This is a genomic window from Cupriavidus sp. UBA2010 (assembly GCF_002335265.1).
GTDB lineage: Bacteria > Pseudomonadota > Gammaproteobacteria > Burkholderiales > Burkholderiaceae > Cupriavidus > Cupriavidus metallidurans.
The window spans coordinates 148527-173860 of the sequence record NZ_DDCI01000008.1 but is presented as its reverse complement, the minus strand read 5'-3'; the positions used below and the strand labels follow the sequence as shown (position 1 = coordinate 173860).

Genomic DNA, 25334 nt, shown 5'->3' with positions numbered 1-25334 from the left:
CGCGGCATCGTCCGTAGATGGGATGGAGATGCCGCCACGCGCCGCACCATGGCGCCAGTTGCTGTTCTCCGCTTGCGGCAGCCATCGGCGATGGCAATACATCGTCATCGCGGCATGGCACTGCGGGTTGATGCGACGGGCGGCATGATGCGGTACGTGGGAGTCACACCATCGCCAAGCCCTGGTGCGTCGCGCACCAGGGCTTCTTTATTTCTCCGTCCGCCTGATCCTCGGCCTTCGTCTAATGCTCAGTAGGACTTCGGCAATCCCAGCACCCGCTCGGCGATATGGCACATGATCAGCTGCGCGCTGACCGGTGCGATACGCGGGATATAGGATTCGCGCAGATAGCGCTCGACGTGATACTCCCGGGCATAGCCCATGCCACCCAGCGTCAGCACAGCGGTCTGACAAGCCTGGTGCGCGGCCTCGGCGGCCAGGTACTTCGCCGCATTCGCCTCGGCGCCGCACGGCTTTCCATTGTCGTAGAGCCAGGCGGCCTTCCACACCATCATGTCGGCCGCTTCCAGCGCCATCCACGCCTGGGCCAGCGGATGCTGAATCCCCTGGTTCTGGCCGATCGGCCGCCCGAACACCGTGCGCTCGCGTGCATAGCGCGTGGCCGCCTCCAGCGCGGCGCGGCCCAGGCCCACCGATTCCGCGGCGATCAGGATGCGTTCGGGGTTCAGGCCATGCAGGATGTACTCAAAGCCACGGCCCTCCTCGCCGATGCGATCTTCGGCGGGCACCATCAGGCCGTCGATGAACAGCATGTTCGAATCGACCGCGCCCCGCCCCATCTTGTCGATCTCGCGTACCTCGATGTGGTTCCGGTCCAGCGTCGTGTAGAACAGGCTCAAACCCTGCGTCGGCTTGGCCACTGCATCTAGCGGCGTGGTACGCGCCAGCAGCAGCATGCGCGATGCCACCTGCGCCGTCGAAATCCAGATCTTGCGGCCGTCCACGCGATAGGCGCTGCCATCGGCGGTGCGCACGGCCTGCGTCTTCAGGTGCGTGGTATCCAGCCCGGCGTCGGGCTCGGTCACGGCAAAACATGCCTTGTCGCGCCCCGCGATCAGCGGCGGCAACGCGGCGGCCTGCTGGGCCTCGGTGCCGAATACCACCACCGGGTTCAGGCCAAACACGTTCATATGGATCGACGATGCCCCGGAGAAGCCTGCACCTGACGCCGAGACCGTCTGCATGATCAGCGCCGCTTCGGTGATCCCCAGCCCCGCGCCGCCGAACCGTTCGGGCATGGCAATGCCCAGCCAGCCCGCGCCGGCCATCGCCTGATGGAAAGCCTCGGGAAACTTGTGCTCGCGGTCGAGTTCAGCCCAGTACTCGGGCCCAAAATCGCTGCAAAGCTGCGTCACGGCCTCGACGATCGCGTTCTGCTCAGGTGTCCTTTCGAAGTTCATCTTTGTGTCCTCTTATTCCGGCTGGATGCCGGCGTCCTTCACCAGCTTGTTCCACTTCACCAGTTCGCTGCCCACAAAGCCCGCGAACTGCTGCGGCGTCTGCCCGAAGGCTTCAAAACCAAGCGCTTCGAACTTGGGGGCCACTTCCTTGCTCGCGGCGATCTTCGACAACTCGCGGTTCAACCGGTCGACGATCGGCTGCGGCGTCTTTGCCGGGGCGAAAACGCCATTCCACGACGTGATGTCGAACCCCTTCAACTCGGGTGTATCCCCGATCGGAGGCAGGTCCGGCAACAGCCGGCTGCGCTGCGCCGTGGTCACCGCCAGCGCCCGCATCCGGCCCGCCTTGACGTTGGCGATGCCAGCGGCCACGTCGACGAACATCATCGGCACCTGACCCGCGATCACGTCGGTCATGGCCGGCGGGGTGCTCTTGTATGGCACGTGCAGCAGATCGACATGAGCCATACGGGCCAGCGTGGCGCCCGACACGATGCCGGTGCTGTTGCCGCTGGCGTATGACATGCCCGGATGCGACTTCGCATAGGCAATCAGTTCCCCGACGGTCTTGACTGGCAGCTTCGGATTGATAACCAGCATGAACGGCAGGTTGCCCATGCGCGCGACCGGCGTGAAGTCCTTGATCGGGTCGTACGGCAGCTTCTTCATCAGGGAAGGGTTGGCCGAATGCGTCGTGTTCGTCGTCATGAAAAGCGTATAGCCGTCGGGAGCGGCCTGCGCGACGATCTCCGCCGCGATCGCGCCATTCGCCCCCGGACGATTGTCGACGATCACGTTCTGATTCAACGCATCGCCCAACTCCTTTGCCGTGATGCGCGCGACCGCATCGGTACCGCTTCCCGCCGCAAATGGCACGACCAGGCGGATCGGCCGGCTTGGGTAGGCGTCATTGGCGCTCGCCGGCAGCGAAATCGCGGCAGCGGGCAACGCCAGGATGGCAACGGCCAGCGTGCGCCGCATGCGGAAATTGGGCATGGTGTCTCCTCGGTTTTCTTGTCGGCGGCGGGCGCCGCCACGCTTCGATGCGTACTGTGTGCTCACTCGGGCCGGATCACGCGATCGGGCGACTCTTCATACGGCGGGGCATAGACGACGAGCAGCTTGACCGGTTCGTCGCTGATCACCGTGAATACGTGCATCGCGTCCGCCGGAAAGAAGCAGCAGTCGCCAGGACCAAGCTCTTGCGCGTGGCCATTGACCTCGGCACGCGCGCGCCCTTCCAGGACATAACAGACCTGCTCGATGCCGGGATGCGCATGGGGCAACGCGCCCTTCCCCCGTTCGATGGTGCCGTGGATGACTTCAAGCTGCGTGGCGCCGACGTTTTCGCGGCCGATGATGCGGCGATTCAGCGTGCCGACGTGATTGGCGGGGTGATATCCGGCGACGTCCTCGGTGCGAACGAAGTAGACGGGTGATGCGGTCATGGGTGGGCTGTCTCCAACTTCGAGCCCGACCGAGCACAGTCCACGTCGGTCAGACTCTATTTTCATGTTTGTGAAACGGATTTTATCCCCATGAAAAATGCCGTCAACTAGGGATTGCTCCGGATCTGACGTCTCAGCGCCCCACGTGGGCGCGCAAACCTGGGCAGCCACGAGCCCTGATTCGCCAGGATCAAATTCCTCCCTTGGCCTGCCCGCGCGCCGTGCACTAGACTGCTCTCACAAAAAAAGCATGACCGTTCAGTTTTATTCGCTTGGTGCATCCGCGCCATGAGCCATCGTCATGACGCTTGCATCCGGGTCGACCTCGAAGTGCAACCGGAAGGAGACAATGCATGGAATCGAAGAACGTTCCGCACGTGGCCGAACTACTGCGCGACGCGCCGAAGAACTGGGGCAAATGGGGACCCGATGACGAAGTCGGCTCGCTCAACTACCTGACCCAGGCCGAAGTGCTGCGCGGCGTGGCAGCCGTACGCTCGGGCAAGACCTTCACGCTGCAGATCCAGATGGGCAACCCGAAGGGGGATCCGGTCTGGCCCGGCCGCTCGCAGGCACGTCGTCTGAACGTGATGGACAAGGGCCACTACCTGTGCGGCAAGGCGCCGATCTTCCCGGGGCAAGGCGAGTACGCGGACGACATGATGATCATGTACCTGCAAGGCTCCACCCAGTACGATGCCCTCGGCCATGTCTGGTACGGCGACCAGCTCTGGAACGGCTATGACGCCAAGTCGACCATCGGCGGCATGGAAAAAGCCAGCGTGCTGCCCATCGCCGAACGCGGCATCGTCGGCCGTGGCGTGCTGATCGACATGGCGCGCCATCGCGGCAAGGCCGTGCTCGATCCCGGTGAGACCTTCACCCACCTCGACCTGCTGGCCGCAGCCGAAATGCAGGGCGTGCGTATCGAAAAGCATGACATCGTCATCATCCGCACCGGCTGGATCGGCTCCTTCTACGAGCGCGATCAGGCCGAGTTCTACAAGAACTTCATCGAGCCGGGTCTGACCTACAGCCCCGAACTGGTGGAGTGGTTCCACAAGATGGAAATTCCGAACCTGGTCACTGACACCATCGCCAACGAGGTCACGGTGGACCCGGTCTCGGGCGTGGCGCTGCCACTGCACAATGCGCTGATGCGCAACCTCGGCGTGACGCTGACGGAAATCGCGCAGCTTGACCCGCTGGCCACGGATTGCGCTGACGACGGGCAGTGGAGCTTTCTCTATACCGCAGCGCCACTGAAGGTCGTGAACGGTAGTGGAGCACCGGTCAATCCGGTCGTCATCAAGTAGGCGGAGGCAGGGGTTCGTCCACCCATGCGTCCGCCTGCTTGAATACGACGGACGCACCCTGCCACGCGGCGGCACGCATAGCGCGCCGCCGTTCCACCTTCCGGAGACACCATGACGCCCTATGACCGCAAGCCCTGGCTGTCGAGCTACGAGCCGGGCAAGCCCCACGCGATCACGCCCGAGTTCACCGACGCGCTGAGTCTGTTCCGTGCCGCGGTAGCGCGCGCGCCGTCGCAGCCAGCCATTCTCTACTTCGACGGCAGCCTGAGCTACGCCGAGCTTGACGCGCAATCCGACGCGCTCGCCTGCGCGTGGCAAGACCGTGGCATCACGCGCGGAGAACGCGTCGCCATTTACTTGCAGAACGTCCCGCAGTTCGTCATCGCCCTGGTGGCGGCGTGGAAACTGGGCGCCGTTGCCGTGCCCGTCAACCCGATGAATCGCGCGCGCGAACTGCGCGTGATCCTGGCGGACTCGGGCGCTCGCCTGCTGGTTTGCTCCGAGACCCTTTACGTCGATATCGTCCGCCCCCTGCTTGCGGAAGAAGCCAGCGCGGAAAACGGCGTGCTGCCTCTGGTGATGACGACATCCGAACTGGAGTACCAGCAGCGCCACGACCCACGGCTGTTCGCCAATGCGAGCCGACAGGAAACACCGGGCGCGGAATCGCTGTCGGCAGTGATCGCAGCCAACGCCGGCCGCCATCCTCCACCAGTGGCGCTGGGGCCGAACGACATCGCCATGCTGGTGTACACCTCCGGCACCACCGGCGTGCCCAAGGGCGCGATGAACACCCACGGCAACGTAGCCTTCAACGCCCAGGTCTACCGCGACTGGATCACGCTGGGCGAAGGAGAGCCCATCCTCGGCGTCGCGCCCCTGTTTCATATCACCGGGCTGATCGGCCATATCGGCGCCGCCTTCATGTGCGCCGCTCCGCTGGTGCTGGCCTGTCGCTTCGAACCGGGCGTGATGCTCGACACGCTGCGCGAGCATCGCCCCGCCTTCACCATCGGCGCCATCACCGTGTTCATCGCACTGATGAACCACCCAAATGCCACGCGCGATTGCTTCGCGTCGCTGACCAAGATCTACTCCGGCGGCGCGCCGATTCCGCCCAGCGTGGTGGAGGCGTTTCGCGAACGCTTCGGCCACTACATCCACAACGGCTACGGCCTGACCGAGACCAACTCGCCAACGCACGTGGTGCCGCGCGGGGTCGAGGCGCCCGTGGACCCGGCCTCCGGCACCCTTGCCGTGGGCGTGCCGGCCTACAACGTCGAGTCGTATATTGGCGACGACGAGGGCAAACCGATGGCAGTTGGCGAAGTCGGCGAGATCATTTCGCGTGGGCCGATGATCGTGCCGGGATACTGGAACAAGCCGCAGGAGAGCGCCAAGGCCATCGTCGATGGTTACTTCCGCACCGGGGATGTCGGGTTCATGGACGAACGCGGCTGGTTTTACCTCGTGGACCGCAAGAAGGACATGATCAACGCCAGCGGCTACAAGGTCTGGCCACGCGAGGTGGAGGACGTGCTGTACACCCATCCCGCCGTGCGGGAAGCCGCCGTGGTTGGCGTTCCCGATGCCTACCGTGGCGAGACGGTGAAAGCCGTGGTCAGCCTCAAGCCAGGGGCGAGCGTCACGCCAGAAGAACTGGCGGAGTACTGCAAGGCCCGGATGGCGGCGTACAAGTATCCCCGCCTGGTAATGATCATGGACGAGCTTCCCAAGACCGTTACCGGCAAGATCTTGCGACGGGAGCTGCGGGGGTAATCATCGGGTTTTGGTTTTTGTCTTGGTCTTGGTTTTGGTCGTGGACGAGTGCTACTCGATCGCCATCGGGTAGCACGCTTCCTGAATCCATGCATCGGCCACCGTCCCCCCAGGGAAATCCTCCATCCTTGCGTGGTCAGGACCTGCCGCGACGCTTCTGCTCGTGCTCACGCTGGCAGTCCATGCACCGTTTTGCCGTCGGGTATGCCTGCAGTCGCTCGAATGGAATCGGCTCCTCGCACTCGCGGCAAATCGCATAGGAGCCGAGCGTCATCCTGCCGCGCGCGGCCGCGATGTCTTCCAGTTCCACGCGGTAATGCTCGCGCATCACATCGGCCTGCCGCTGACCGATCTCCCGATCCGCGACGTCCGTTTTGTCGCCCGGATCCTGCCGCTCCAGCGGGGCGCGCGGCGAGGCGCCGGTACCCAGTGCGGCACGCGCGCGGGCTTCTTCCGCGTCGAGCATTGCGGCCAAAGTGGCAAATTGTGCGGAAGTCAGTGCATTCACGGAGAAGCTCCTTGTAGGGTGTGAGAAGCAGAATGCCCAGGGGGGCACCTTTTCAAGATATGCCTCGGCGTGCCTACCCATCTGCTCCCAGATCAAGAATGACGGCGGTATCCGGTGATGCTCGTGACATATTGCCAGCGCCGCGACTGCCTCGCAGGCATCGCGGAGGCTTGACGTGTCGCTATCCGCCCGTTACGCACGCCGGCAGCCTGCTCCGTCAGGAAAACCTGACAATCCACGCGACAGGACTGACGCCACTCTCAGTGCACCCTGCTTCCGCGAGCGACCGGCGGGCGCGATACTCGCCCAATGATTTCGCGCACAGACACCGACCGACTAACTGTGTATCTGGTCGAAAGAACGCCGGCCGTCAGGCGCAGGCAGTTGCGCCTGCTGGCGTCCCTGGACGGCCTACGTGTGGCCGGCGCCGGACACGATGCGCAAGCCCATCAAACGGAACTGGTAGACCTCCAGCCGGATGTCGTGCTGATCGGCCTGAACGCCACAGAGAACACACCCCTGCCGCGAATTCGCGCGCTCGCGATCGCCTTGCCGGCCAGCACGCTGATCGTGCTGGCTAACGAGGGCACACCCCAGATGCGCCGCGCGTGCCTGATGGCTGGCGTGGCCCACTGCTTCGACAAGACGCTCGAGATCGTGGAACTACGCAACCTGCTGCTCGCCATGGCGAGCGCGGCGCGGCAACACCGAAAGGTAACCGCATGAATTCCCACTGCCCCACTGCCCCACTGCCCATGAGGACGCCCATCATGCACCAGCATATTCTTGTCGCCGTCGACGATAGCCACTGCGCGCGTCGCGCCCTGAACGAAGCCGTCGGCCTTGCCAGCGCGTTTCACGCCAAGCTCGAGATCCTGCACGTCATCGACTACAGCTTCCTGCAGTACGACTTCGGCTATGGCGATTTCACCGAACTACGCCCACAGCTGACGGCTGCAGGCGAATCGCTTCTCAAGGAAGCTGGCGAGATCGCCGCGGCTGCCGGGCTCGAGCATCACGAAACCCTGATCGACGATCTGGCAACGATGGGCAACATCGCGGACCGCGTCAACGGCTATGCGCGAACGTGCAGCGCCGATATCGTCGTCATCGGCACGCATGGCCGGCACGGCTTGAAGCGCATGCTGCTTGGCAGCGTCGCCGAAAGCCTGGCACGCGATTGCCCGGTCCCCGTTGTCCTGGTGCGTGACGACTCTCCCGCCAGGACCGCTGAACGTCCGGTCGCCCAGAAGTAAGGCTGTGGGAACGCGCGGGACGGGACTCACCGCACCTCCCGCGCTTCTTACGCCTCCTATGCCTCCAGCAAGGCCCTTTCGATGACCTCCCGGATCTGACGGGCCAGACCATCCATCCGCTCCGCCGGCACGCCCCCGTATCCGAGCACCAGGCCGTTGTAGGCCGGCGCCGAGCCCGGCAGACAGAACCTTGACAGCGGCCGCAGCACCAGCCCTTGCGCGCGGCCGATGCGGCTGACTTCGGTATCGGCCACCGGCACGTCCAGTCGGGCGGAAAGGTGCATGCCGCCCGCGCCTCCCGAAACCGTCACCAGCCCTTGCAGATGACGCGTCATCGCATCGTGCAGCGCGGCACGCCGGGCGGCGTAGAGTTGCCGCATCCGCCTGAGGTGGCGCGTGAAATGCCCCGCCTCGATAAACGATGCCAACGCGAGTTGCTCGGCCACCCGTCCGCGCAGCATGAGCGCGCCGGCCGTGCGGTGGACCACCGGCGCCAATGCCGGCGGGACCACCATGAAACCGATCCGCAGCGCCGGGAACAACACCTTGCTGAAGGTGCCAAGGTAGATCACCGGCGCATCCTCGGCCAGGCCTTGCACCGCCGAAAGCGGCGTTCCCTGGTGCCGGAATTCGCTGTCATAGTCGTCCTCGACGATCCACGCGCCAGCGGCACGTGCTTGTGCCACCAGCGCCAGTCGCCGCTCCAGGCTCATCACCGCGCCTAGCGGGTACTGGTGCGAGGGCGTGATGTAGATGAGCCTGGGCGGTGTCTCGGTCCAGTCCTGCGGACGAGGCGCAAGCCCATCGGCATCGACCGGGATCGGCACCAGCCGCAGATTGGCCGCCTGGAACGCACTACGCGCGCCGCTATAGCCAGGGTTTTCGATCCAGGCGATATCGTCGGCGTCCGCCAGCAGCCGCGCGCACAGGTCCAGTCCGTTCTGGGTGCCATCGGTAATGAACACCTGCGACGCATCGCAGCGCACGCCGCGCGAAACGCGCAGGTACTCGGCAATCACCTGTCTCAGCGCCACGTTGCCAGCCACGGGCATATAGCCGAGTTGCGCCGGTGTGATGTTGCGCCAGGCACGTTCGAGATGGCGCCGCCATTGCGCCAGCGGGAACGCGTCCAACGCCGGCGTGCCGGGCAGGAACGGCAGCGGGTCATCCATGCCATCGCCCGGCCGCATAATGCCCGCCACGCGCCGCGACAACACCGGCGGCGCCTCGGGCACGCTCGCCGGGGTGTGCTGAAGCCCGACACGCGCCACCACGGTGCCCTGCCGGCTGCCCGTGACGAAACCTTCGGCGGCAAGACGCTCGTAGGCATACAGCACGGAATTGCGCGCCATGCCGAGTTCATCGGCCAGCGCGCGCGTGGGCAGCAGTCGCGTGCCCTCCTCGATCTTGCCGCTGAGAATGGCCGTCCGCAGGCAGGCATACAGCTGGTATTGCCGTGGCATTCGCCCTGACGCCGACGGCGTGGCTTCACGCTCGAACGCCGACAACAGCACGCCGAAATCCATCGTGGCTCCATGAACATTGATGACTGTGGGTCTACGCATGGTGCCACGATTTGCCTATCGTGGACACATCCCCAACCAAAGGACGTCCCGCAATGACCGCGACCAATACCCAGCCGCCTTCGCCCCGCACCCGCATCCACCGTGTCGCCAGACGCGGCCATTACGATCGCGCGACCCTCCACGCCATCGTCGATGCCGCCTACGTCTGCCACCTGGCGTTTGCGGACGAACATGGCGTCCACTGCATCCCGACCGCGTGCTGGCGCGAGGGCGATCACCTTTACATCCACGGCTCCAACGGCAGTCGCATGTTGAAGCTCGCGGCCACCGGCGCGCAGGTCTGCGTGACGATCACCCATCTGGATGGGCTAGTGCTGGCGCGTTCGGCGTTTCATCACTCGATGAACTACCGGTCGGCCGTCATCTACGGGTGCTTCGAAGCGGTGGAAGGTCCGGCGAAAGCAGCGGCACTGGACGCCTTCGTCGAACGCATCGCACCCGGACGCTCGCACGAGGTACGTCCGGGCGATACCAGCGAACTCGCTGCCACGACCGTCTTGCGCATTCCGCTCGACGAGGCGGCAGCAAAGATCCGGACGGGCGGTCCGGCGGACGACGAAGCCGACATGGACCGGCCGGTCTGGGCAGGCGTGCTGCCCATGGCGCTGCAGCCGCTGGCACCGCTGACCGATGCGGCGCCCACGGGCACGCCTGACTATGTGCGCGCCTGGGCATCGACGGCATCCGCCAGCGCTACGGATGCTGAAGCGGTCTCGCCGTGACCACCGGCACCACCCGCAGCACGATGCCGGCGTCGGATGCGCAGCGGGCCTGGCTGCTACTGGCCGGCATCGCATTGGCGTGGGGCATCAACTGGCCCGTCGGCAAGGCCCTGCTGGCGTACCTGCCGCCGATCTGGGTGGTAGCGCTGCGTTCCGCTGTGGGCGCTGCCGCGCTGCTGGTGATCTGCGTGGTGCGCAAACGCCTCGTGCTGCCCAAGCGAGGCGACATCCCCGTCATCCTGAGCGTGGGCGTGCTGCACATGACGGCGTTCTCCGTGCTTGCCAGCATCGGACTGCAGTACGTTGCGGCGGGACGCTCCGCCGTGCTGGCCTACACCACGCCGCTGTGGGTGGTGCCCGGCGCGTGGCTGATGCTCGGCGAACCCATGACCGTCAGACGCCTTGCCGGCGTCGGCCTCGGCCTGCTGGGCCTGCTGCTGATCTTCAACCCGCTGGCGTTCGACTGGCGCGACCGGAACGCGGTGCTCGGCAATGGCCTGGTGCTGCTTGCCGCGCTTTGCTGGGCGATAAGCATTCTGTATGTCCGCGCCCACAAATGGGTCACGCCACCGTTCGAGCTGGTGTTCTGGCAAGCGCTGCTGGCCACCTGCCTGCTGATACCGCTGGCGCTGCTGCTGGACGGCATGCCGCAGGTCGACTGGCAACCGTCGCTGGCCGGACTGCTGCTCTACGGCGGATTCTTCGGCATCGCCCTGGCCTACTGGGCCATGAACACCGTCAACCGGACCTTGCCCGCGGCCACGACATCGCTCGGCCTGCTCGGGGTGCCGGTGTTCGGCGTGGCGTGTTCGGCCATCGCGCTCGGCGAACCCATCTCGCTGCAGCTCATCATGGCTATGGGGTTGATTCTGGGTGGGATCGGGGTAGGGACGATGGGTGGAGGAAGACAAAGGGGGTGATGTCCCCCTTTATCCCCCTTTGTCCCCGGCGCCGTCAGTCGACCTTCACGTTCAGCTCACCCACGACGCCAGCCCATTTGGCCAGTTCCGCCTGGATAAACCGCCCGAGATCGGCCGGGGAACTGGCGACGGGCGTCGCGCCCTCGCCATTGAAGCGCTGCACCAGCTTTGGCGAGGCCATCGCCTTGCCAACTGCCTTGTTCAGCGAATCAATGATCGGCTGCGGCGTATTGCGCGGCGCCAGCAGCGCGTTCCAGGTATTGATCTCGAAGTTGCCATACCCCGGTACTTCACGCATGGCAGGAACATCCGGCAGTTGCGCGGACCGGTCCCGGGTAGTCACTGCAATGGCCCGCAGCCGGCCCGCCTTGACCTGAGGCAACGCGCCAGGCAACGTCGCGAAGCTCATCTGCGTTTCGCCGGCAATCACCGACGTATTGGCAAGCGCCCCGCCGCGATACGGCACATGCACAAGCTTGGCACCTGCACCCTGGGCGAACATGGCGCCTGCGAGGTGCACCGGCGATCCGTTCCCGCTCGACGCATAGTTCAGTTCACCCGGCTTCTGCCGGGCCAGTGCCACCAGGTCGGGCACCGATTTCACCGGCAGGTTTGGGGTCGTGATCAGCACCAGCGGGATCGATGCCACCATGCTGATGGGCACAAATCCGTTGACAGGATCGTAGCCAAGCGATTTCTTGTACAGGGCCGGGTTGATGCCGTGGCTCGACACCGTCGCCATGAACAGCGTGTAGCCATCGGGCGCGGATTGCTGCACGTACGCGGCGGCGGCATTACCGGCCGCGCCGGGCCTGTTCTCGATGATCACCGATTGCTTCAGTTCGGCGGCCAGTTGCTCGGCCAGGGCCCGTGCCAGGATGTCCGTGGTACCGCCGGCCGCGTAGCCCACGACGATCTTGACGGGCTGCTGCGGATACTGCGCGGCAGCATTCTGCGCCATGCCCAGCCCGCCCACGATCATCGCCGCTGCGAGGGCAAGAATCGGCCTCTTGTTCATACATGTCTCCTGTAGTTTTATATGTTCGCCACGTCCGGCGCGGCGATACTGCCGGGAGCGGTGGGCTCCCGGCCGTCCCGGTCTCCCGGGACGCGCGCTACTTCCCGGTGAAGACCGGACTGCGTTTTTCAGCGAAGGCGCGCTTGCCTTCGCGATAGTCGTCGCTGGCGAAACACTGCATGACCAGTTGCTGCATGGCCGCGATATCGACTTCCGGGCCAAGCTGCTGCAACTGGCGGATCATGCGTTTGCCGGCGCGCAGCGTCAGCGGCGCATTCCCGGCGATCTGGTCGAGGCGGACCTGGAGCGCGGCATCGAGGTCCGCCGTATCCGGTGTATCGGTCACGTGATGGATCAGTCCGAGGGCCTTGGCTTCGGCAGCCGCGTAGCGATTCGCGGTCAGGAAGATCTCGAGCGCATTGGCCGCCCCGACCGTGGTCACCAGGTTGCGGATAGCGGTCAGCCGGTACCCGAGCCCGAGCTTGCCGGCCGGGATCGCGAAGGTGCTGTCGGCCGATGCGATCCGGATATCGCAGCACAGCGCGATGTTCATCCCGCCGCCGATGCAATAACCCTTGATGCGTGCCAGCGTGGGCTTGGCATAGTCGTAGAGCGCGAGCTGCGCGGCCTCTGCAACCTGCTCGTAGGCCGCCACGGCTTCGTCACCCGAGCGCAGCTTGTCGAACTGGGAAATGTTGGCGCCGCTCACGAAAGCACGTTCGCCAGCGCCGGTGAGCACGACCGCGCGGATGTCGTCGTCCTGCTCGAATGCTGCCAGCGCCTTGGGCACCGCCGCCCACATGTCGAAGGAGACGGCGTTGTGGCGCCCGGGATCGTTGAAGGTGATCCAGCCTGTGTTGCCCCGCTTCTCCACGAGCAGGGCATCGGTAACTTCGCCTTCCAGAATGCGTGTGCTGTTCATGTTGCCTTTCTTGGCCGTCTGGCCCGGTGTCGTTCGATTCCGTTGGTCAAATGCCGGCGCATGGCCGTGCGTGCCGCTTCCGCATCGCCAGCCGCGATGGCATCGAAGATGGCGTGGTGTTCGTTCTCGACTTCCGCGATACGCGCCGTCCCCGTCGATCCGGTTCGCAGCGTGCGCACGGCGTCGTGCAATACATGGCTCAGATGCGCCATCAACCGGATGAAGTACGGGTTGTTGGTGGCGTTACCCACGGCAAGGTGGAAATCGAGCGCGCTATCCGTGCCCTTCTCCAGATCCCCGCCCGATTCGTCGACCTTCGCCAGCGCGACGCGCAATGCCTCGAGTTGCGCGTCCGTGCGATACATCGCCGCCAGCGCCGCCGCGCCCGATTCGATCTCGACCCGCAACTGGAAGACATGCTCGAGCGCATCCTTCTCCATCAGTTCATCGGTGACGATCTCGAAATTGCGCTGCCCGATACCGTGGGCCACGAACGAGCCGGTGCCGCGCCGCGTTTCCACGTAGCCCGACAGTTTCAGCCGTGCGATGGCCTCCCGCACGACATTGCGGCTCACGTCGAACGCCGTGGCCAGTTCGTGCTCCGTGGGCAACCGCTGGCCATGCGCCAGCGAGCCGTTGAGAATGCGCTGGCGAATCTGGTGCGCGATCTCGTCGGGCAGGTTGTCTGGCCGGCGCAGGCTCGTGAATCCGCGGGCTTCGGTATCGAATGGGGCCTTCATCTGAATCTCCGTCATGTCTTGCGCCCCGGTGTCGGGGACATTCATGCCGGATATGTTAGCGCCCAATCAGATGACACCCTGCGCGGCGAGCGCCTCGACCTTCGCCGCGTCCAGACCGAGCAGGGCGCGATAGACGTCAAGGTTGTGTTCCCCGCTTTCCGGAGCCGGCGCCAGTTTCCCCATCGGCGTGCGGCTCAGCGTCACCGCCTGGCCTACGACCGAAATCGGCCCGAGCGTCGGATGATCGATGGGCTGGCTCATGCGCAGATGCTCCACCTGCGGATCGGCGAATGCTTCCTTCATATTGAGGATCGGGCCGCACGGCACACCTTCCTCGTTCATGCGCGCGATCCATTCCTGCGTCGTGCGGGTACGGGTGCGTTCGGCAATCTCCGCGCCCAGCGCCGCGCGATGGCGCGCGCGCAGCGGCACGGTCCGGAACCGCTCGTCCTGCACCAGTTCGGGCGCGCCCAGCACATTGCAAAGGCGGGCGAAGATGTCGTTACCCATGGCGGCGATGTTCATGTGACCGTCCGCCGTGGGGAAGACGCCGGTCGGGCTGCTGGTCGGGTGATCGTTGCCGCTCTGACCCGGCACTTCGCCATTCATCAGCCAGCGCATTGCCTGGAAATCCATCATCCACAGCTGCGACTGCAGCAGCGAGGTCTGTACCCATTGCCCCTGCCCTGATACCTCGCGCTCCAGCAATGCCACCATCACGCCGATCGCGCAGAACAGGCCGGCGGTCAGATCGGCAACCGGTATACCCGCGCGCATCGGTCCCCGCCCGGGTTCGCCGGTCACGGACATCATCCCCGAGATGCCCTGCGCGATCTGGTCCAGGCCCGGGCGGTCGTGATACGGCCCATCCTGGCCGAAGCCGGAAACGCTGCCGTAGACAATGCGCGGATTCACCTTGCGCAGCGACTCGTAGTCGATGCCGAGCTTGAATTTCACCGAGGGACGGTAGTTCTCCACCACCACGTCGGCCTTGCGCACGAGGTCAAGGAACAGCGCGCGACCTTCGGGGTGCTTGAGGTTCAGCGTGATGCTCTGCTTGTTGCGATGCGTGTTCTGGTAGTCAGCCACCTGCGCCGAGCCACCGGGCCGATCGTCGGGCGCCAGCCCCGGCTCTTCGATCTTGATGACGTTCGCGCCCCAGTCAGCAAACTGGCGCACGGCAGCCGGGCCCGAACGCACGCGCGTCAGGTCCAGCACGGTGAAACGGGAAAGCGGTCCAGATCCCACAGTTGTCTCCAATGTCTTTGCTCGGCGTTCGCGGATTGCCGATGTTGTTAAGTAGGATGTTGGACATCCTATCTGTAAAACTATAGGGAGCAAACGGGGTTAACCCGCTCATGACTGGTTTGCAGATCGAATCAGGAAAGAGAATGCCGAGATGGCGGAAGCGCGCCCGCCCCACTCTGCGTCAGAACGCCTAAGCCTCGAGCCCCTCGGCCACCAGGCTGGCAAAGACCTCCGTCAGCCGCGAACTGGCGAGGTGGCCCGCATGAGCCAGGCGCACCTCCACGGCGATCGCCGGCACCAGCGGCACCACCGTCAGGGCCTGGCCGAACACGCGCGCGGCGTACGGATTGACGATACCGATGCCGGCCCCCTCGGCCGCAAGCCGGCAGATCGTGCTCGAATAAGTGGTTTGCAGCGTCGCGGCCGGTTCCGCCCCGGCTTCGTGCAGCGCCTGCCAGAGCGCAACACTCAGTTCGTCGTCCGCGTTCAGGGTCAGCAGCCGCTGGCCTGACAGGTCCGCCGCGCGAATCCGCCGCCGCGATGCCATGACGTGCCCGGGATGCATCACGCATACGGCGGGTGACCGGTGCATGACGCGGATATCGAACTGGGGATGGTCGAGCCGCCCCGTGGCCAGCACCAGATCGAATCGTCCGTGCAGCAGCCCTTCGCCAAGCTGGTGGCTGCCGACGGTCTGCAGGTCCACCGATACATCGGGATGCCGCTCGATAAAGCGCGCCACGATACCGGGCATCGGCCCCAGACCGAGCGTTGGCGTGCAGCCGAGCCGAAGCAGGCCCGTGCCGGAACGGCGCAGCAGATGCACCTCCTGGCCGATACGCGCAAGACCCTGGAAATGCCCCTGTACGGTTTCGAACAACCGCTGCGCCTCGGGCGTGGGCCGCAGCCGGCCCTTTTCCATATCAAACAGTTTCAGGTCGGTACCGGTCTGCATCTGCGCCAGCACCCGGCTCACCGACGGCTGCGTGGTGTGCAGCATGGCGGCGGCGGCCGTTGTGGTGCCGCTCAGCATCACGGCGCGAAAGACCTCGATTTCACGAAAAGTTGGCGCGCGCGGCATATGGACGGGCTTCGATGGGGGTCACCGAGTGTATATCAGCAGCGTATAGGGTCCGCGCAAATTTGAATTATCCGGCATGGCTGCCCGCGCCTACACTCCTGCCATCGTAGCCACGCCCACAGAACATCCCGGAGACATCGAATGCCACGCTTTTCCCGTTGCCTGCCCCTCATTGCCGCACTGCTGGGCACGGTCGTGCCGGCCATCGCCCATGCCGCATACCCCGACCACGCACTGCGCCTGATCGTGCCATTCAGTGCGGGCGGCAGCTCGGACCTGCAGGCGCGGATGCTGGCGGACAAGCTTGGCAAGCTGTACGGCCAGCCGGTGGTCGTGGAGAACCGCCCCGGCGCGGGCGGTCATATCGGCGGCAAGGCTGTAGCCGACGCCGCACCCGACGGCTACACGCTGCTGCTCGGCTCCATCGGCCTGCACGCCACCTACGGCACGTATCCGAAGCTGAACTACGACCCGTCGAAGGACCTGAAGGTGGTGACCGTGCTCGCGGAGATGCCGCACGTCGTTCTGGTCAACCCGAGCATCCAGGTAACGAACCTCAAGCAACTCGTCGACGCGGCGGCAAAGCGCCCGGATGGCATGACGTTCGGCTCGGCCGGCGTCGGATCGTCGGTGCACATGATCGGCGAACTGTTCAAGGTCACCACCGGCGCGCATCTGACCCATGTGCCGTACAAGGGAAGCTCCGCGGCCATTGCCGACCTGCTGGGCGGGCAGATCGACATGATGTTCGAGAACCCGCCAACCACGCTCGGGTACATCCGCTCGGGCAAGTTGCGCGCGCTGGCCGTGACCGGCAAGACCCGGCTGCCGGCCTTGCCGCAGGTGCCAACGGCCGCCGAGGCCGGCGTGCCGAACTTCGTTGCCACATCCTGGACCACGGTCGCGGTCGGCGCGAAAGTGCCCGACGCGATCGCCGACAAGCTCAATGCCGACATCCGCTCGATCGTTGCATCGCAGGAATTCCGTTCGGCGCTCGCCGAGCAGGGCATGACGCCGGTTGGTAACACCCGCGACGCCGCCACGACATTCATTGCCGGCGAGAAAGCCCGCTGGGACCAGGTCATCGCCAAAGCCCGGCTGACCGCCCAATAATCGACCGCCCAATAATCACAACGCCAACCTCATACCGATTCCACGCCCATCAAGCCGGCTGACCATGCATCACGACAAGATCGAACACCATCCCCTGCCGTGCCGACGGCTGGGTGACGGCAAGCTCCATCACTTCTTCGGCTACTACAACAAGAGCACTTGGGATCGCACCGACCGCTACGTGCTAGCGCAGCGCGTGCCGATGGCCGACGCGGACCTGCACCCCGGCCTCATCGCCGAGATCGGCTTCTTCGATACCCAGGACGACGACCGCTTCCAGAAGGTCGGCCAGACCACCGCATGGAACTGGCAGATGGGCGCCCAACTGCAGTGGCTCGATGGCGCGCCCGGCAGGCAGTTGATCTACAACTGCCGCACCGACGACGAATCCGCCTTCTATCCGTGCCTCGGCGCGGTCATCCATGACGTCGCCAGCGGTGTTTCGCGCCCGCTGCCGATGCCGGTCTACGTGGTGGCGCCGGACAGCCGCTACGCGCTGTGCATCGATTACCGCAGGCTTTACGTCACGCACCAGACCATCGGCTACAGCGACGAGGCTTCGCTGCGGGCCCTCCCCCAACTGGATCTGGCCCCCGCGCGCGATGGCATCCATGTGATGGACCTTGCGACCGGCATGTCCCGGCTAATCGTCAGCTACGACACGCTGCGCAACTTCCATCCGGTTCCGTCGATGGACAAGGCGATCCACTGGGTCAGCCATATCGAAATCAATCCGTCGTCGTCGCGCGTGCTGTTCCTGCACCGCTGGACGGAGCGGGTCGAGGACGAGACCTGCTTCCTGCATCGGCTGATCACCGTGAACCCCGATGGCACCGACATGCGGCTGCTCGAGTGCTCGGACCACCCGCTACCGCAATTGGCGGCGCATTTCGATCCGAATGCCGTGGGTACCTTCGACTATGAAAAATCGGAGTACCAGATCTCGCATCCGCTGTGGAAGGACGACACCCACATCATCGTCTGGGGTCCGCACGCCGGCAGCATCCACTATCACCTGTACGAGGACCGCGCGGACGGCGAGGTCACGGTGATCGGGGCCGACGTCCTGACCGAGAACGGCCATATGACGTTCTCCCGCACGCATCCCGACTGGCTGCTCAGCGATACCTACCCCGACGCGCAGACCAACGAGCGCATCCTGTTTCTGTATCACGTGCCCAGTGGCGTGCGCCACGACATCGGTTCGTTCTACACGAGCCCGACGCTCAAGAAGGAAAACCGCTGCGACCTGCACCCGCGCTGGAGCCGCGATGGCAAGCGCGTGTGCATTGACTCGATCCACGACGGCAACCGGCAGATGTACGCGCTGGATGTCGCCGCGCTGGTCGATCCCGCGTAAGCATCGGCCGGGAGCATTGCCCAAAACGGGGGTAACGGCGGTAACGGGGGTATTTCGGCCACTTGTCCGCTACACTGCGGCGCAATGCCGTCGATCCAGCCCCCGCGCCATGCGCCTGCGTCACCTTGAAATCTTCCATGCGGTCATGCGTACCGGCTCTCTGAGCCGGGCCGCCGAACTGCTCTTTATCTCCCAGCCCGCCGCCAGCAAGGTGCTGGCCCACGCGGAACGCGACCTCGGCTTCAAGCTGTTCACCCGCGCGCACGGCCGGCTGCTGCCCACGCGCGAGGCGCAATTGCTGCACGCCGAAACGGTGCATCTGTTCGCCAACCTGGAGAACGTGCGCCAGCTCGCGCGCAACCTGCGACGCCATCCCGAGGGCCATCTGCGCATTGGCTGCCTGCCCAGCCTGGGCCTGAGCCTGATCCCGCAGGCGGTGCGAGAGTTTCGCCAGCGCTGCCCCGGCGTCTCACTGGAAATCGAGACACGGCATGGCGACGAACTGCAGGGCCTGGTGATGTCGCGCGAACTCGACATCGCCGTGGTATTCGACCCGGCCCCGCGCCCTGGCGTGACATCGAGCGCGCTGGGGCAGGCGGAGGTCGTCTACCTCGGCCCCGCCTCGAACGCGCCGCCGCATGGGCCGGTGCAACTGGCCGCGCTCGACGATCAGCACTGGATCGGCATCGGCAACAGCGACCCGCTGGGCGGCCTGATCGCCCAGGCCTTCCGCGATCTCGGGCTCGAGGAGCGCACGCCGATGATCGAGGCGCGTACCTATTACGTGGCCGCGGCGCTGGCGGAGTGCGGCGTCGGCTACGCTCTGGTCGACCATTTCACGGCTCAGTTCTCGCAGCGCGCGAGCGGCGAGGAACTGCTGATCCGGCCGCTGGAGCCCGCCCTGTCGGTAGGCGTGGCCGCGATCTACGCGGACGGCGCTGCGTCCTCGCACGCCCACGACACCCTGCTGGCGATCCTCGGATCCCAGTTCGAGGCGGCGCTGCCGGGCCGGTCTGGATAACCTCAGGTTATAGGGTATGCGCTAAAGGTCATTTGAACGCTCCCCCGCTCTCGTCAACACTGTCGCCTTGCCCGCAGTTGCGGGCGGCAGGTCATTTTCAAGGGTGGGGAGAGAAACATGCGGGTATGCGTACTGGGTGGCGGAGTGGTTGGCGTCGCGAGCGCCTACTATCTGGCGCGCGAGGGGCATACCGTTACCCTGCTGGAAGCGCGCGACGAACTGGCCCAGGAAACCAGCCTGGCCAATGGCGCGCAACTCAGCTACAGCTACGTGGCGCCGCTGGCCGACCCGGCCGTGCTGCCCAAGCTGCCGGGATGGCTGCTCGACCGCAACTCGCCCCTGCGTTTCGTTCCTCGCCTTGATTGGCGCCAGTGGACCTGGTGCCTCGAGTTCCTGCGTGCCTGCCGCACCGGCGTGGCCAAGAAAGTCACCGCGCAGTTGCTCGGGCTGGGCCAACTCAGCCGCGATGGCGTGCATGAACTGGTCGAGCGCGAGGCGCTGCACTTCAACTACCAGCGCAATGGCAAGCTGGTGGTGTATCGCGATCCGGTTGCCTTCGACGGCGCCCGGCGGCAACTGGAATATCAGGCCTCGCTCGGCAGTCGCCAGCAGGCGCTGGACGCCGCGGCCTGCGTGGCGCTCGAACCGGCCCTGGCCTCGTTGCAGCACAAGCTGGCCGGCGGCATCCACACCCCTAGCGAGGAAGCTGGTGACTGCCATGCTTTCACCGTTGGCCTGGCCGCGGCCGCCACGCGCCGATTTGGCGCGAGCTTCCGCTGTGGCACGCGGGTGACGGGGCTGCGGCACGCAGGGCGACGCGTGGTGGCCGCGCGCACCGATGCGGGCGACATCGAGGCCGACGCCTTCGTGGTCGCCGCCGGCATGCAGAGCGTGCCGATGCTGGCGCCGCTTGGCGTGACGTTGCCACTGTATCCGCTGACCGGCTACAGCCTGACCGCGCCGACCCAACCGGGCCACCATCATCCCCCTGCCATCAGCGTGACGGACCTGCACTACAAGGTGGTCTACGCCCGTCTGGGCGAGCAGTTGCGCATCGCCGGCATGGTCGACCTGATTGGCCGCCATCCCCGTGCCGATGCACGTCGCGTCGCCCTGCTCGCCAGGCAGGCACGCGAAACCTTCCCGGACGGCGCGAACTTCGATGCAGCGACCTCGTGGTGCGGCGGCCGGCCGGCCACGCCAGACAGCAAGCCGCTGATCGGCGCCACGCCGTACGACAACCTGTGGCTCAACACCGGTCATGGCGCGTTGGGCTTCACGCTGGCCTGCGGCAGCGCCGCGCTGCTCGCCGACGCCATGGCCGGCCGCCCCTCGCCGCTGGATGCTTCTGCGTTCGCGCTGATGCGCTGATGCGCTGGCGCGCCGATACCGGGCCAACATCGTTTCCTCTCACACCGATACCCGCACAAGACACCATGAAACAGATCATCGATACCGGCCTGCCTCGATCCGCTGCTCCCGTCGAATGGGCAGTACTGGGCAACGGCATCCTGTTCACCACGCAGATCCCGACCGGCGCCGACGGCAACGTGGTGGAAGGCGGCATGGAAGCGCAGGCGCGCCAGACGCTGCAGAACCTGAAGCAGACTCTGGATGCTGCCGGTGGTAGCCTTGCCGACCTGACCCAGGTCATCGTCTATGTGACCGACCGTGCCGATCTCGCCGTCTTCAACCGGGTCTATGCGGAGATGATTCCGGCACCCTATCCCAACCGCGCGGCCATCGTGACCGTGGGTTTCGGGCGGCCCGAGATGCTGGTCGAGATCCTCGCCTACGCGGCACTCGGCTGAGTCGCCCCCGCGCCAACGCTTATCACCGAAGGACTGATCCCATGCCATCCTGCGACCTGTTGTTCACCAACGCCACGTTGATCGATGGTACCGGCGCCACACGTCGTACCGGCGCGCTGGCCGTGACGGACGGACGCATCGTCGCGCTCGGTGACTGCTCCGGCTGGCAGGCCGCGCATACGGTCGACGCAACCGGTCGCGTGCTGGCGCCCGGCTTCATCGACGTGCACACGCACGATGACAGCGCCCTGCTCAATACGCCTGCAATGCCGGCCAAGACCAGCCAGGGCGTGACGAGCGTGATTGCCGGTAACTGCGGCATCAGCATCGCGCCGCTAACGCCGACCCACGGCCTGCCGCAGCCGCTGATGCTGCTGGGTGAGGTCTCGGACTACCGGTTTCCCTCCGTCGCCGACTACCGGCGCGCGCTGGAGGCCTCGCCACCCAGCGTCAACGTCGGTCTGCTGGTGGGCCACAGCACGCTGCGCGCGGGTGCCATGACCGATACCACGCGTGCCGCCACCGCCGAGGAAATCGAGGCGATGGCCGCGATGCTCGACCAGGCGCTGAGCGATGGCGGCCTGGGCATGAGCACCGGCCTCAGCTATCCGGCAAGCCGCGCGGCACCAACCGCCGAAGTGGTGGCCCTGGCGCGCGTGACCGCGCGTCACCCGGGCGCGATCTACACCACCCATATGCGCAGCGAGCGCGATCAGGTCGTCGAGGCCGTCGGCGAAACGCTGGAGATCGGCCGCGAAGCCGCGCTGCCCGTCGTGATCTCGCACCACAAATGCATCGGGCGCAAGAACTTCGGCAAGACCACCGTCACCCTGAGCCTGATTGACAAGGCGCTGGCCACCCAGGACGTATCCCTCGACGTCTACCCCTATACGGCCAGCTCCACGGTGCTGCTGCCCGAGTTCGTCGGCGAGGCGGAACGGATCATCGTCACGAGTTCGCAGCCGCATCCCGAGCAGGCACGCCGGGACCTGTCGGCCATCGCCGCCGACTGGCATGTATCGCTGGAGGAAGCGGCGGCACGGCTCGGGCCGGCCACCGCGATCTATTTCCAGATGGATGAGGGGGACCTGCGCCGCGTGCTGTCTCACCCGCGCACGATGATCGGCTCGGATGGCATTCCCGGCCCTTACCCCCACCCACGGCTCTGGGGCAGCTTTCCGCGCGTGCTTGGCCACTACGCCCGCGAACTGGGCCTGCTGACGCTCGAGGACGCGGTGCGCCGCATGACGTCGCTGCCCGCCTCGGTCTTTGGCCTGCCCGGGCGTGGGGTGCTGGAAGTGGGCTACGCCGCCGATCTGGTGCTGTTCGATCCCGAACAGGTGATCGACCGCGCCGACTACACGCAGCCGTGCGAGCCGTCGGCCGGCATCGATGCGGTCTATGTCAACGGTGTGCAGGTCTGGGGCCCGGATGGCGCCACCGGCGCCGCCGCCGGACAGTTCCTGCGCCACTGAGCCGGACGACCGGAGTACCGGCCCGCTGCCCCCGACAACATCCATCCCGACAAGAACCACGAGGAGACCCAACTTGAAACGCAGACACTTCCTTCTGGCGCCTGTCCTCGGCGCCATCGCGCTGGGCACCGCCACGCTGGCGCACGCCGCCTATCCCGACCGGCCGATCACGCTGGTCATCCCCTTTTCCGCCGGGGGTCCGACCGACGTCGTGGGACGTATCGTTGCCAGCAAGGCTTCGGAGATCCTGGGCCAGCAGATCGTGGTCGACAACCGCGTCGGCGCGGCCGGCACCATCGGCATGAATGCCGTGGCACGCGCCAAGGCCGATGGCTACACGCTCGGCCTCGCCACGGTCAGCACGCACGGCACCGCGCCGCATCTGCTGGCCAAGCCGCCCTATGACCCGGTCAAGGATTTCACGCCGGTCGTCAATCTGGTCAGCAGCCCCAACATCCTCAGCGTGCACCCCGGCTTCCCGGCCCGCACGCTGAAGGAGTTCGTGGACTACACGAAGAAGCACCCCGGCAAGGAAAGCTACGCCAACGCCGGTGCCGGAGGCATCAACGACCTTGGCATGGCCTGGTTCCTGCAACTCAACGACGCCAACATGATCAGCGTGCCGTACAAGGGCTCGGCGCCGGCGCTCAACGATGCGATCGGCGGCAACGTCAAGGTTATCTTCGACAACTTCCCGTCGTCCCTGCCATTCATCAAGGCGGGCAAGCTGCGCGCGCTCGCCATCACCGGCACGCAACGCAACGACAAGCTGCCCGACGTCCCGACCTTCGCCGAGCAGGGCTACAAGGACTATGACGTCAGCGCCTGGTATGGCGTGGTAGCGCCGGCAAAGTTGCCGCAGGAGGTTCGCACCCGCCTGGTGGAAGCCTTCCAGGCGGCGCTGGCCGATGCCAACACGCGGCAGCGCCTTGTCGATGCCGGCGCCTTCCCGGTCTCGGTCGGGCCGGATGCCTTTGCCCGCCAGATCCGTCAGGAATACGAGCGTTGGGGCACGGTGATCCGCAAGGCTGGCATCACGCCGCAGTAAGCCTCACGGACATCGCAGGCACAGGGACGGGAGCGGGCAGCGCCGGCAGAGGCCTGCCCGACCAGAAATACAAAACAAGATAAGACGAAAGCAGGCAGGAGTCGTCACATGACATCAGTAGCAAGCAAAGCCCCCACTTCATCAGACTTGCAACCGGGCCGGCGCGTCGCGGCGATCGCGGTGTTCGTGGTGGGTCTGGCAATCGCCCTCTACACGCACCTGGCCATGCCCGGCGAGACGAACCTCTGGGGCCTGACGCCCGTGCTCGTGTTCGCCATCATCGCGCTGCTCGGCGTTGACATCGTGCTGTCGACCATCGCCGCCATCGTGCTCGGCGCGATCATGACCGGCACGACGCCGGTGGGCATGGGCAAACTGCTGGCCGACTCGCTCGGCTCCTTTATCGCGGTTGTCGGCCTGATCATCGTCCTGGGCGCCGGCGTGGGCGAGGTGGCCTCGCGCACGGGCGCCGCCGAGCAACTGGTGCGCGCCATTGTGCGGCGTATCGGCTTGTCCAATCAGGTACGCGTGCGCCTCGGCATCATGGTCACCTCCACGCTGATCTGCGGCGCGCTGGGCACGCTGGCCGGCGGTAACGCCATCATCGCCGCCGTGGTGATCCCGATCGCCGCGGCGGTGCGTCTGTCGCCGCCCGCGGTGGCCGCGCTGTTCCAGACCGCGGGTTCCGCCGGCCTGGTGCTCGGACCGTTCACGCCCAACGTCGTGACCGTGCTGGGGCTGACCGGACTGAGCTACCCGGAATACCTGATGGTGGCCGGCATCCCGATGGCGGCGGCCACACTTGCCAGTGGCTGGTTCATGTCGGGCCGCATCCAGAAGATGACCGAGGCCGAGCACCAGTACGACGAAGCCAAGAACGGCATCGCCGCGTTCGACCTGTCCGCCACGCCACCGCGCACGGCAGTTCGCGCCGCGTGGGCGTTCTGCCTGACCATCATCGGGCTGGCCACGGCTGGCGTGATCGTCAAGGCCGGCTTTGCCTTCGCCATCATCGTCATGGTGTCGCTGGCCGCCACCACCGGCCTGGCCGGCGGCATGGGTCCGCGCGCCATCCTTCAGGCGATGTATGCCGGTGCGGGCAAGCTGATCTGGATCTTCTTCCTGTTCTGGCTGTTCAACCCCGTGCTGGTGCTGGTGGACAAGCTCAACGCCTACCACGCACTGCTCGACATCGCCAGCCCGCACCTGGCAGGCATCGGCGGCGCCATGCTGTGCGTGATCATCCTGTGGTTCAACGTGATTGGACACATCCCTGGCGCGGCAGTCGCGCAGATGACATTCACGGCCAAGATCTTCGGCCCGCTGCTGGCCGCCGCCGGCGTCGGCCCCGCGGCCACCACCGCCGTGATCCTTGGCAGCTCGCAGATCGACTGGTTCGGCCCCTTCCCTACCTCCGACATGTTCGGACAGATGGGCCTGGCCCGTTCGACCCAGCTAAAGTACATGCTCTACAACGGCTGGGCGGTGATCATCGTGAATCTCTGTCTGTTCTCTGGGCTGTTCTTCTTGCTGGTCTGAGG

The 25334-nt window shown here is 65.7% G+C and carries 23 protein-coding genes and 1 pseudogene; 14 read left to right on the top strand and 10 right to left on the bottom strand.

Going from position 1 to position 25334, the window contains the following annotated elements; translation table 11 throughout:
- Nucleotides 1-248: 248 nt before the first annotated feature.
- From B2246_RS03175 to B2246_RS03165, 3 genes are all read right to left on the bottom strand, one after another.
- Entirely contained in the window at nt 249-1421 is a 1173-nt protein-coding gene (locus B2246_RS03175) for an acyl-CoA dehydrogenase family protein (protein WP_008646771.1), read from the bottom strand.
- Nucleotides 1422-1433: 12 nt separating this feature from the next.
- The gene (locus tag B2246_RS03170) at nt 1434-2417 is read right to left on the bottom strand and encodes a Bug family tripartite tricarboxylate transporter substrate binding protein (RefSeq protein WP_008646772.1); all 984 of its coding nucleotides are present in this window, start codon (nt 2415-2417) and stop codon (nt 1434-1436) included.
- Between the two features lie 62 nt (nt 2418-2479).
- The gene (locus B2246_RS03165) at nt 2480-2869 is read right to left on the bottom strand and encodes a cupin domain-containing protein (RefSeq protein WP_008646773.1); all 390 of its coding nucleotides are present in this window, start codon (nt 2867-2869) and stop codon (nt 2480-2482) included.
- Between the two features lie 353 nt (nt 2870-3222).
- Here B2246_RS03165 and B2246_RS03160 point away from each other — a divergent pair, with 353 nt between their 5' ends.
- Nucleotides 3223-4185, top strand: a complete 963-nt coding sequence (locus B2246_RS03160; RefSeq protein WP_008646776.1) for a cyclase family protein — start codon at nt 3223-3225, stop codon at nt 4183-4185.
- 111 nt (nt 4186-4296) lie between these two features.
- Nucleotides 4297-5964, top strand: coding sequence for a class I adenylate-forming enzyme family protein (locus B2246_RS03155; RefSeq protein ID WP_286881765.1), 1668 nt, complete (start codon nt 4297-4299; stop codon nt 5962-5964).
- Between the two features lie 136 nt (nt 5965-6100).
- On the opposite strand, the gene B2246_RS03150 is transcribed toward B2246_RS03155, so the two are convergent.
- The gene (locus B2246_RS03150; RefSeq protein WP_286881766.1) at nt 6101-6472 is read right to left on the bottom strand and encodes a TraR/DksA family transcriptional regulator; all 372 of its coding nucleotides are present in this window, start codon (nt 6470-6472) and stop codon (nt 6101-6103) included.
- 309 nt (nt 6473-6781) lie between these two features.
- On the opposite strand from B2246_RS03150, the gene B2246_RS03145 reads away from it, so the two are divergent.
- Nucleotides 6782-7198, top strand: coding sequence for a chemotaxis protein CheY (locus B2246_RS03145; RefSeq protein ID WP_035883494.1), 417 nt, complete (start codon nt 6782-6784; stop codon nt 7196-7198).
- Between the two features lie 44 nt (nt 7199-7242).
- Complete coding sequence (locus B2246_RS03140) at nt 7243-7728, top strand: universal stress protein (protein WP_008648886.1); 486 nt, start codon at nt 7243-7245, stop codon at nt 7726-7728.
- 56 nt (nt 7729-7784) lie between these two features.
- On the opposite strand, the gene B2246_RS03135 is transcribed toward B2246_RS03140, so the two are convergent.
- Nucleotides 7785-9254 carry a PLP-dependent aminotransferase family protein gene (locus B2246_RS03135; RefSeq protein WP_286881813.1) on the bottom strand — a complete coding sequence of 490 codons (1470 nt, stop codon included), beginning with the start codon at nt 9252-9254 and terminating at the stop codon, nt 7785-7787.
- A 92-nt stretch (nt 9255-9346) separates the two neighbouring features.
- Here B2246_RS03135 and B2246_RS03130 point away from each other — a divergent pair, with 92 nt between their 5' ends.
- The gene (locus B2246_RS03130) at nt 9347-10036 is read left to right on the top strand and encodes a pyridoxamine 5'-phosphate oxidase family protein (protein ID WP_286881767.1); all 690 of its coding nucleotides are present in this window, start codon (nt 9347-9349) and stop codon (nt 10034-10036) included.
- Nucleotides 10033-10956 (top strand): DMT family transporter, encoded by a 924-nt coding sequence (locus B2246_RS03125; RefSeq protein ID WP_286881768.1) that lies wholly within the window; start codon nt 10033-10035, stop codon nt 10954-10956. Before B2246_RS03130 ends, B2246_RS03125 begins: the two co-directional genes overlap by 4 nt.
- A 34-nt stretch (nt 10957-10990) precedes the next feature.
- Here B2246_RS03125 and B2246_RS03120 read toward each other — a convergent pair whose 3' ends face one another.
- The 5 genes from B2246_RS03120 to B2246_RS03100 form a co-directional block, all read right to left on the bottom strand.
- A complete protein-coding gene (locus tag B2246_RS03120; RefSeq protein WP_286881769.1) occupies nt 10991-11974 on the bottom strand; it encodes a Bug family tripartite tricarboxylate transporter substrate binding protein in 984 nt (327 codons plus the stop codon).
- Between the two features lie 97 nt (nt 11975-12071).
- Nucleotides 12072-12896 carry an enoyl-CoA hydratase gene (locus B2246_RS03115; RefSeq protein WP_286881770.1) on the bottom strand — a complete coding sequence of 275 codons (825 nt, stop codon included), beginning with the start codon at nt 12894-12896 and terminating at the stop codon, nt 12072-12074.
- On the bottom strand, nt 12893-13636 hold the full coding sequence (locus tag B2246_RS03110) for a FadR/GntR family transcriptional regulator (protein ID WP_008647521.1): 744 nt from the start codon (nt 13634-13636) through the stop codon (nt 12893-12895). Before B2246_RS03110 ends, B2246_RS03115 begins: the two co-directional genes overlap by 4 nt.
- Before the next feature lie 66 nt (nt 13637-13702).
- The gene (locus tag B2246_RS03105; protein ID WP_008647518.1) at nt 13703-14884 is read right to left on the bottom strand and encodes a CaiB/BaiF CoA transferase family protein; all 1182 of its coding nucleotides are present in this window, start codon (nt 14882-14884) and stop codon (nt 13703-13705) included.
- Nucleotides 14885-15074: 190 nt separating this feature from the next.
- A complete protein-coding gene (locus B2246_RS03100; protein WP_035883489.1) occupies nt 15075-15965 on the bottom strand; it encodes a LysR substrate-binding domain-containing protein in 891 nt (296 codons plus the stop codon).
- A gap of 141 nt (nt 15966-16106) precedes the next feature.
- Between B2246_RS03100 and B2246_RS03095 the strand changes: the two genes are divergently transcribed.
- The 8 genes and pseudogenes from B2246_RS03095 to B2246_RS03060 all read left to right on the top strand — a co-directional run bounded on the left by B2246_RS03095 (nt 16107) and on the right by B2246_RS03060 (nt 25332).
- On the top strand, nt 16107-17078 hold the full coding sequence (locus tag B2246_RS03095) for a Bug family tripartite tricarboxylate transporter substrate binding protein (RefSeq protein WP_008647515.1): 972 nt from the start codon (nt 16107-16109) through the stop codon (nt 17076-17078).
- Between the two features lie 64 nt (nt 17079-17142).
- Nucleotides 17143-18438 (top strand): hypothetical protein, encoded by a 1296-nt coding sequence (locus tag B2246_RS03090; RefSeq protein WP_035883487.1) that lies wholly within the window; start codon nt 17143-17145, stop codon nt 18436-18438.
- Between the two features lie 109 nt (nt 18439-18547).
- A complete protein-coding gene (locus B2246_RS03085) occupies nt 18548-19459 on the top strand; it encodes a LysR family transcriptional regulator (RefSeq protein WP_186426588.1) in 912 nt (303 codons plus the stop codon).
- Nucleotides 19460-19528: 69 nt separating this feature from the next.
- Nucleotides 19529-20830 (top strand): annotated as a pseudogene (locus B2246_RS03080) (D-amino acid dehydrogenase); the annotation flags it as partial.
- Nucleotides 20831-20895: 65 nt separating this feature from the next.
- Entirely contained in the window at nt 20896-21270 is a 375-nt protein-coding gene (locus B2246_RS03075; RefSeq protein WP_029309585.1) for a RidA family protein, read from the top strand.
- 41 nt (nt 21271-21311) lie between these two features.
- Nucleotides 21312-22745: an N-acyl-D-amino-acid deacylase family protein gene (locus B2246_RS03070; RefSeq protein ID WP_035883484.1), complete on the top strand. Its 1434-nt coding sequence runs from the start codon at nt 21312-21314 to the stop codon at nt 22743-22745.
- Between the two features lie 73 nt (nt 22746-22818).
- Nucleotides 22819-23793 (top strand): Bug family tripartite tricarboxylate transporter substrate binding protein, encoded by a 975-nt coding sequence (locus B2246_RS03065; RefSeq protein ID WP_286881772.1) that lies wholly within the window; start codon nt 22819-22821, stop codon nt 23791-23793.
- 108 nt (nt 23794-23901) lie between these two features.
- Nucleotides 23902-25332, top strand: coding sequence for a hypothetical protein (locus B2246_RS03060; protein ID WP_035883482.1), 1431 nt, complete (start codon nt 23902-23904; stop codon nt 25330-25332).
- Nucleotides 25333-25334 lie beyond the last annotated feature (2 nt).

What these genes read in the sequence shown, in the direction of transcription:
- B2246_RS03175 (WP_008646771.1), bottom strand. Translation starts at nt 1,421, where the DNA reads ATGAACTTCGAAAGGACACCTGAGCAGAACGCGATCGTCGAGGCCGTG.
- B2246_RS03170 (WP_008646772.1), bottom strand. Translation starts at nt 2,417, where the DNA reads ATGCCCAATTTCCGCATGCGGCGCACGCTGGCCGTTGCCATCCTGGCG.
- B2246_RS03165 (WP_008646773.1), bottom strand. Translation starts at nt 2,869, where the DNA reads ATGACCGCATCACCCGTCTACTTCGTTCGCACCGAGGACGTCGCCGGA.
- B2246_RS03160 (WP_008646776.1), top strand. Translation starts at nt 3,223, where the DNA reads ATGGAATCGAAGAACGTTCCGCACGTGGCCGAACTACTGCGCGACGCG.
- B2246_RS03155 (WP_286881765.1), top strand. Translation starts at nt 4,297, where the DNA reads ATGACGCCCTATGACCGCAAGCCCTGGCTGTCGAGCTACGAGCCGGGC.
- B2246_RS03145 (WP_035883494.1), top strand. Translation starts at nt 6,782, where the DNA reads ATGATTTCGCGCACAGACACCGACCGACTAACTGTGTATCTGGTCGAA.
- B2246_RS03140 (WP_008648886.1), top strand. Translation starts at nt 7,243, where the DNA reads ATGCACCAGCATATTCTTGTCGCCGTCGACGATAGCCACTGCGCGCGT.
- B2246_RS03135 (WP_286881813.1), bottom strand. Translation starts at nt 9,254, where the DNA reads ATGGATTTCGGCGTGCTGTTGTCGGCGTTCGAGCGTGAAGCCACGCCG.
- B2246_RS03130 (WP_286881767.1), top strand. Translation starts at nt 9,347, where the DNA reads ATGACCGCGACCAATACCCAGCCGCCTTCGCCCCGCACCCGCATCCAC.
- B2246_RS03120 (WP_286881769.1), bottom strand. Translation starts at nt 11,974, where the DNA reads ATGAACAAGAGGCCGATTCTTGCCCTCGCAGCGGCGATGATCGTGGGC.
- B2246_RS03115 (WP_286881770.1), bottom strand. Translation starts at nt 12,896, where the DNA reads ATGAACAGCACACGCATTCTGGAAGGCGAAGTTACCGATGCCCTGCTC.
- B2246_RS03110 (WP_008647521.1), bottom strand. Translation starts at nt 13,636, where the DNA reads ATGAAGGCCCCATTCGATACCGAAGCCCGCGGATTCACGAGCCTGCGC.
- B2246_RS03100 (WP_035883489.1), bottom strand. Translation starts at nt 15,965, where the DNA reads ATGCCGCGCGCGCCAACTTTTCGTGAAATCGAGGTCTTTCGCGCCGTG.
- B2246_RS03095 (WP_008647515.1), top strand. Translation starts at nt 16,107, where the DNA reads ATGCCACGCTTTTCCCGTTGCCTGCCCCTCATTGCCGCACTGCTGGGC.
- B2246_RS03090 (WP_035883487.1), top strand. Translation starts at nt 17,143, where the DNA reads ATGCATCACGACAAGATCGAACACCATCCCCTGCCGTGCCGACGGCTG.
- B2246_RS03085 (WP_186426588.1), top strand. Translation starts at nt 18,548, where the DNA reads ATGCGCCTGCGTCACCTTGAAATCTTCCATGCGGTCATGCGTACCGGC.
- B2246_RS03075 (WP_029309585.1), top strand. Translation starts at nt 20,896, where the DNA reads ATGAAACAGATCATCGATACCGGCCTGCCTCGATCCGCTGCTCCCGTC.
- B2246_RS03070 (WP_035883484.1), top strand. Translation starts at nt 21,312, where the DNA reads ATGCCATCCTGCGACCTGTTGTTCACCAACGCCACGTTGATCGATGGT.
- B2246_RS03060 (WP_035883482.1), top strand. Translation starts at nt 23,902, where the DNA reads ATGACATCAGTAGCAAGCAAAGCCCCCACTTCATCAGACTTGCAACCG.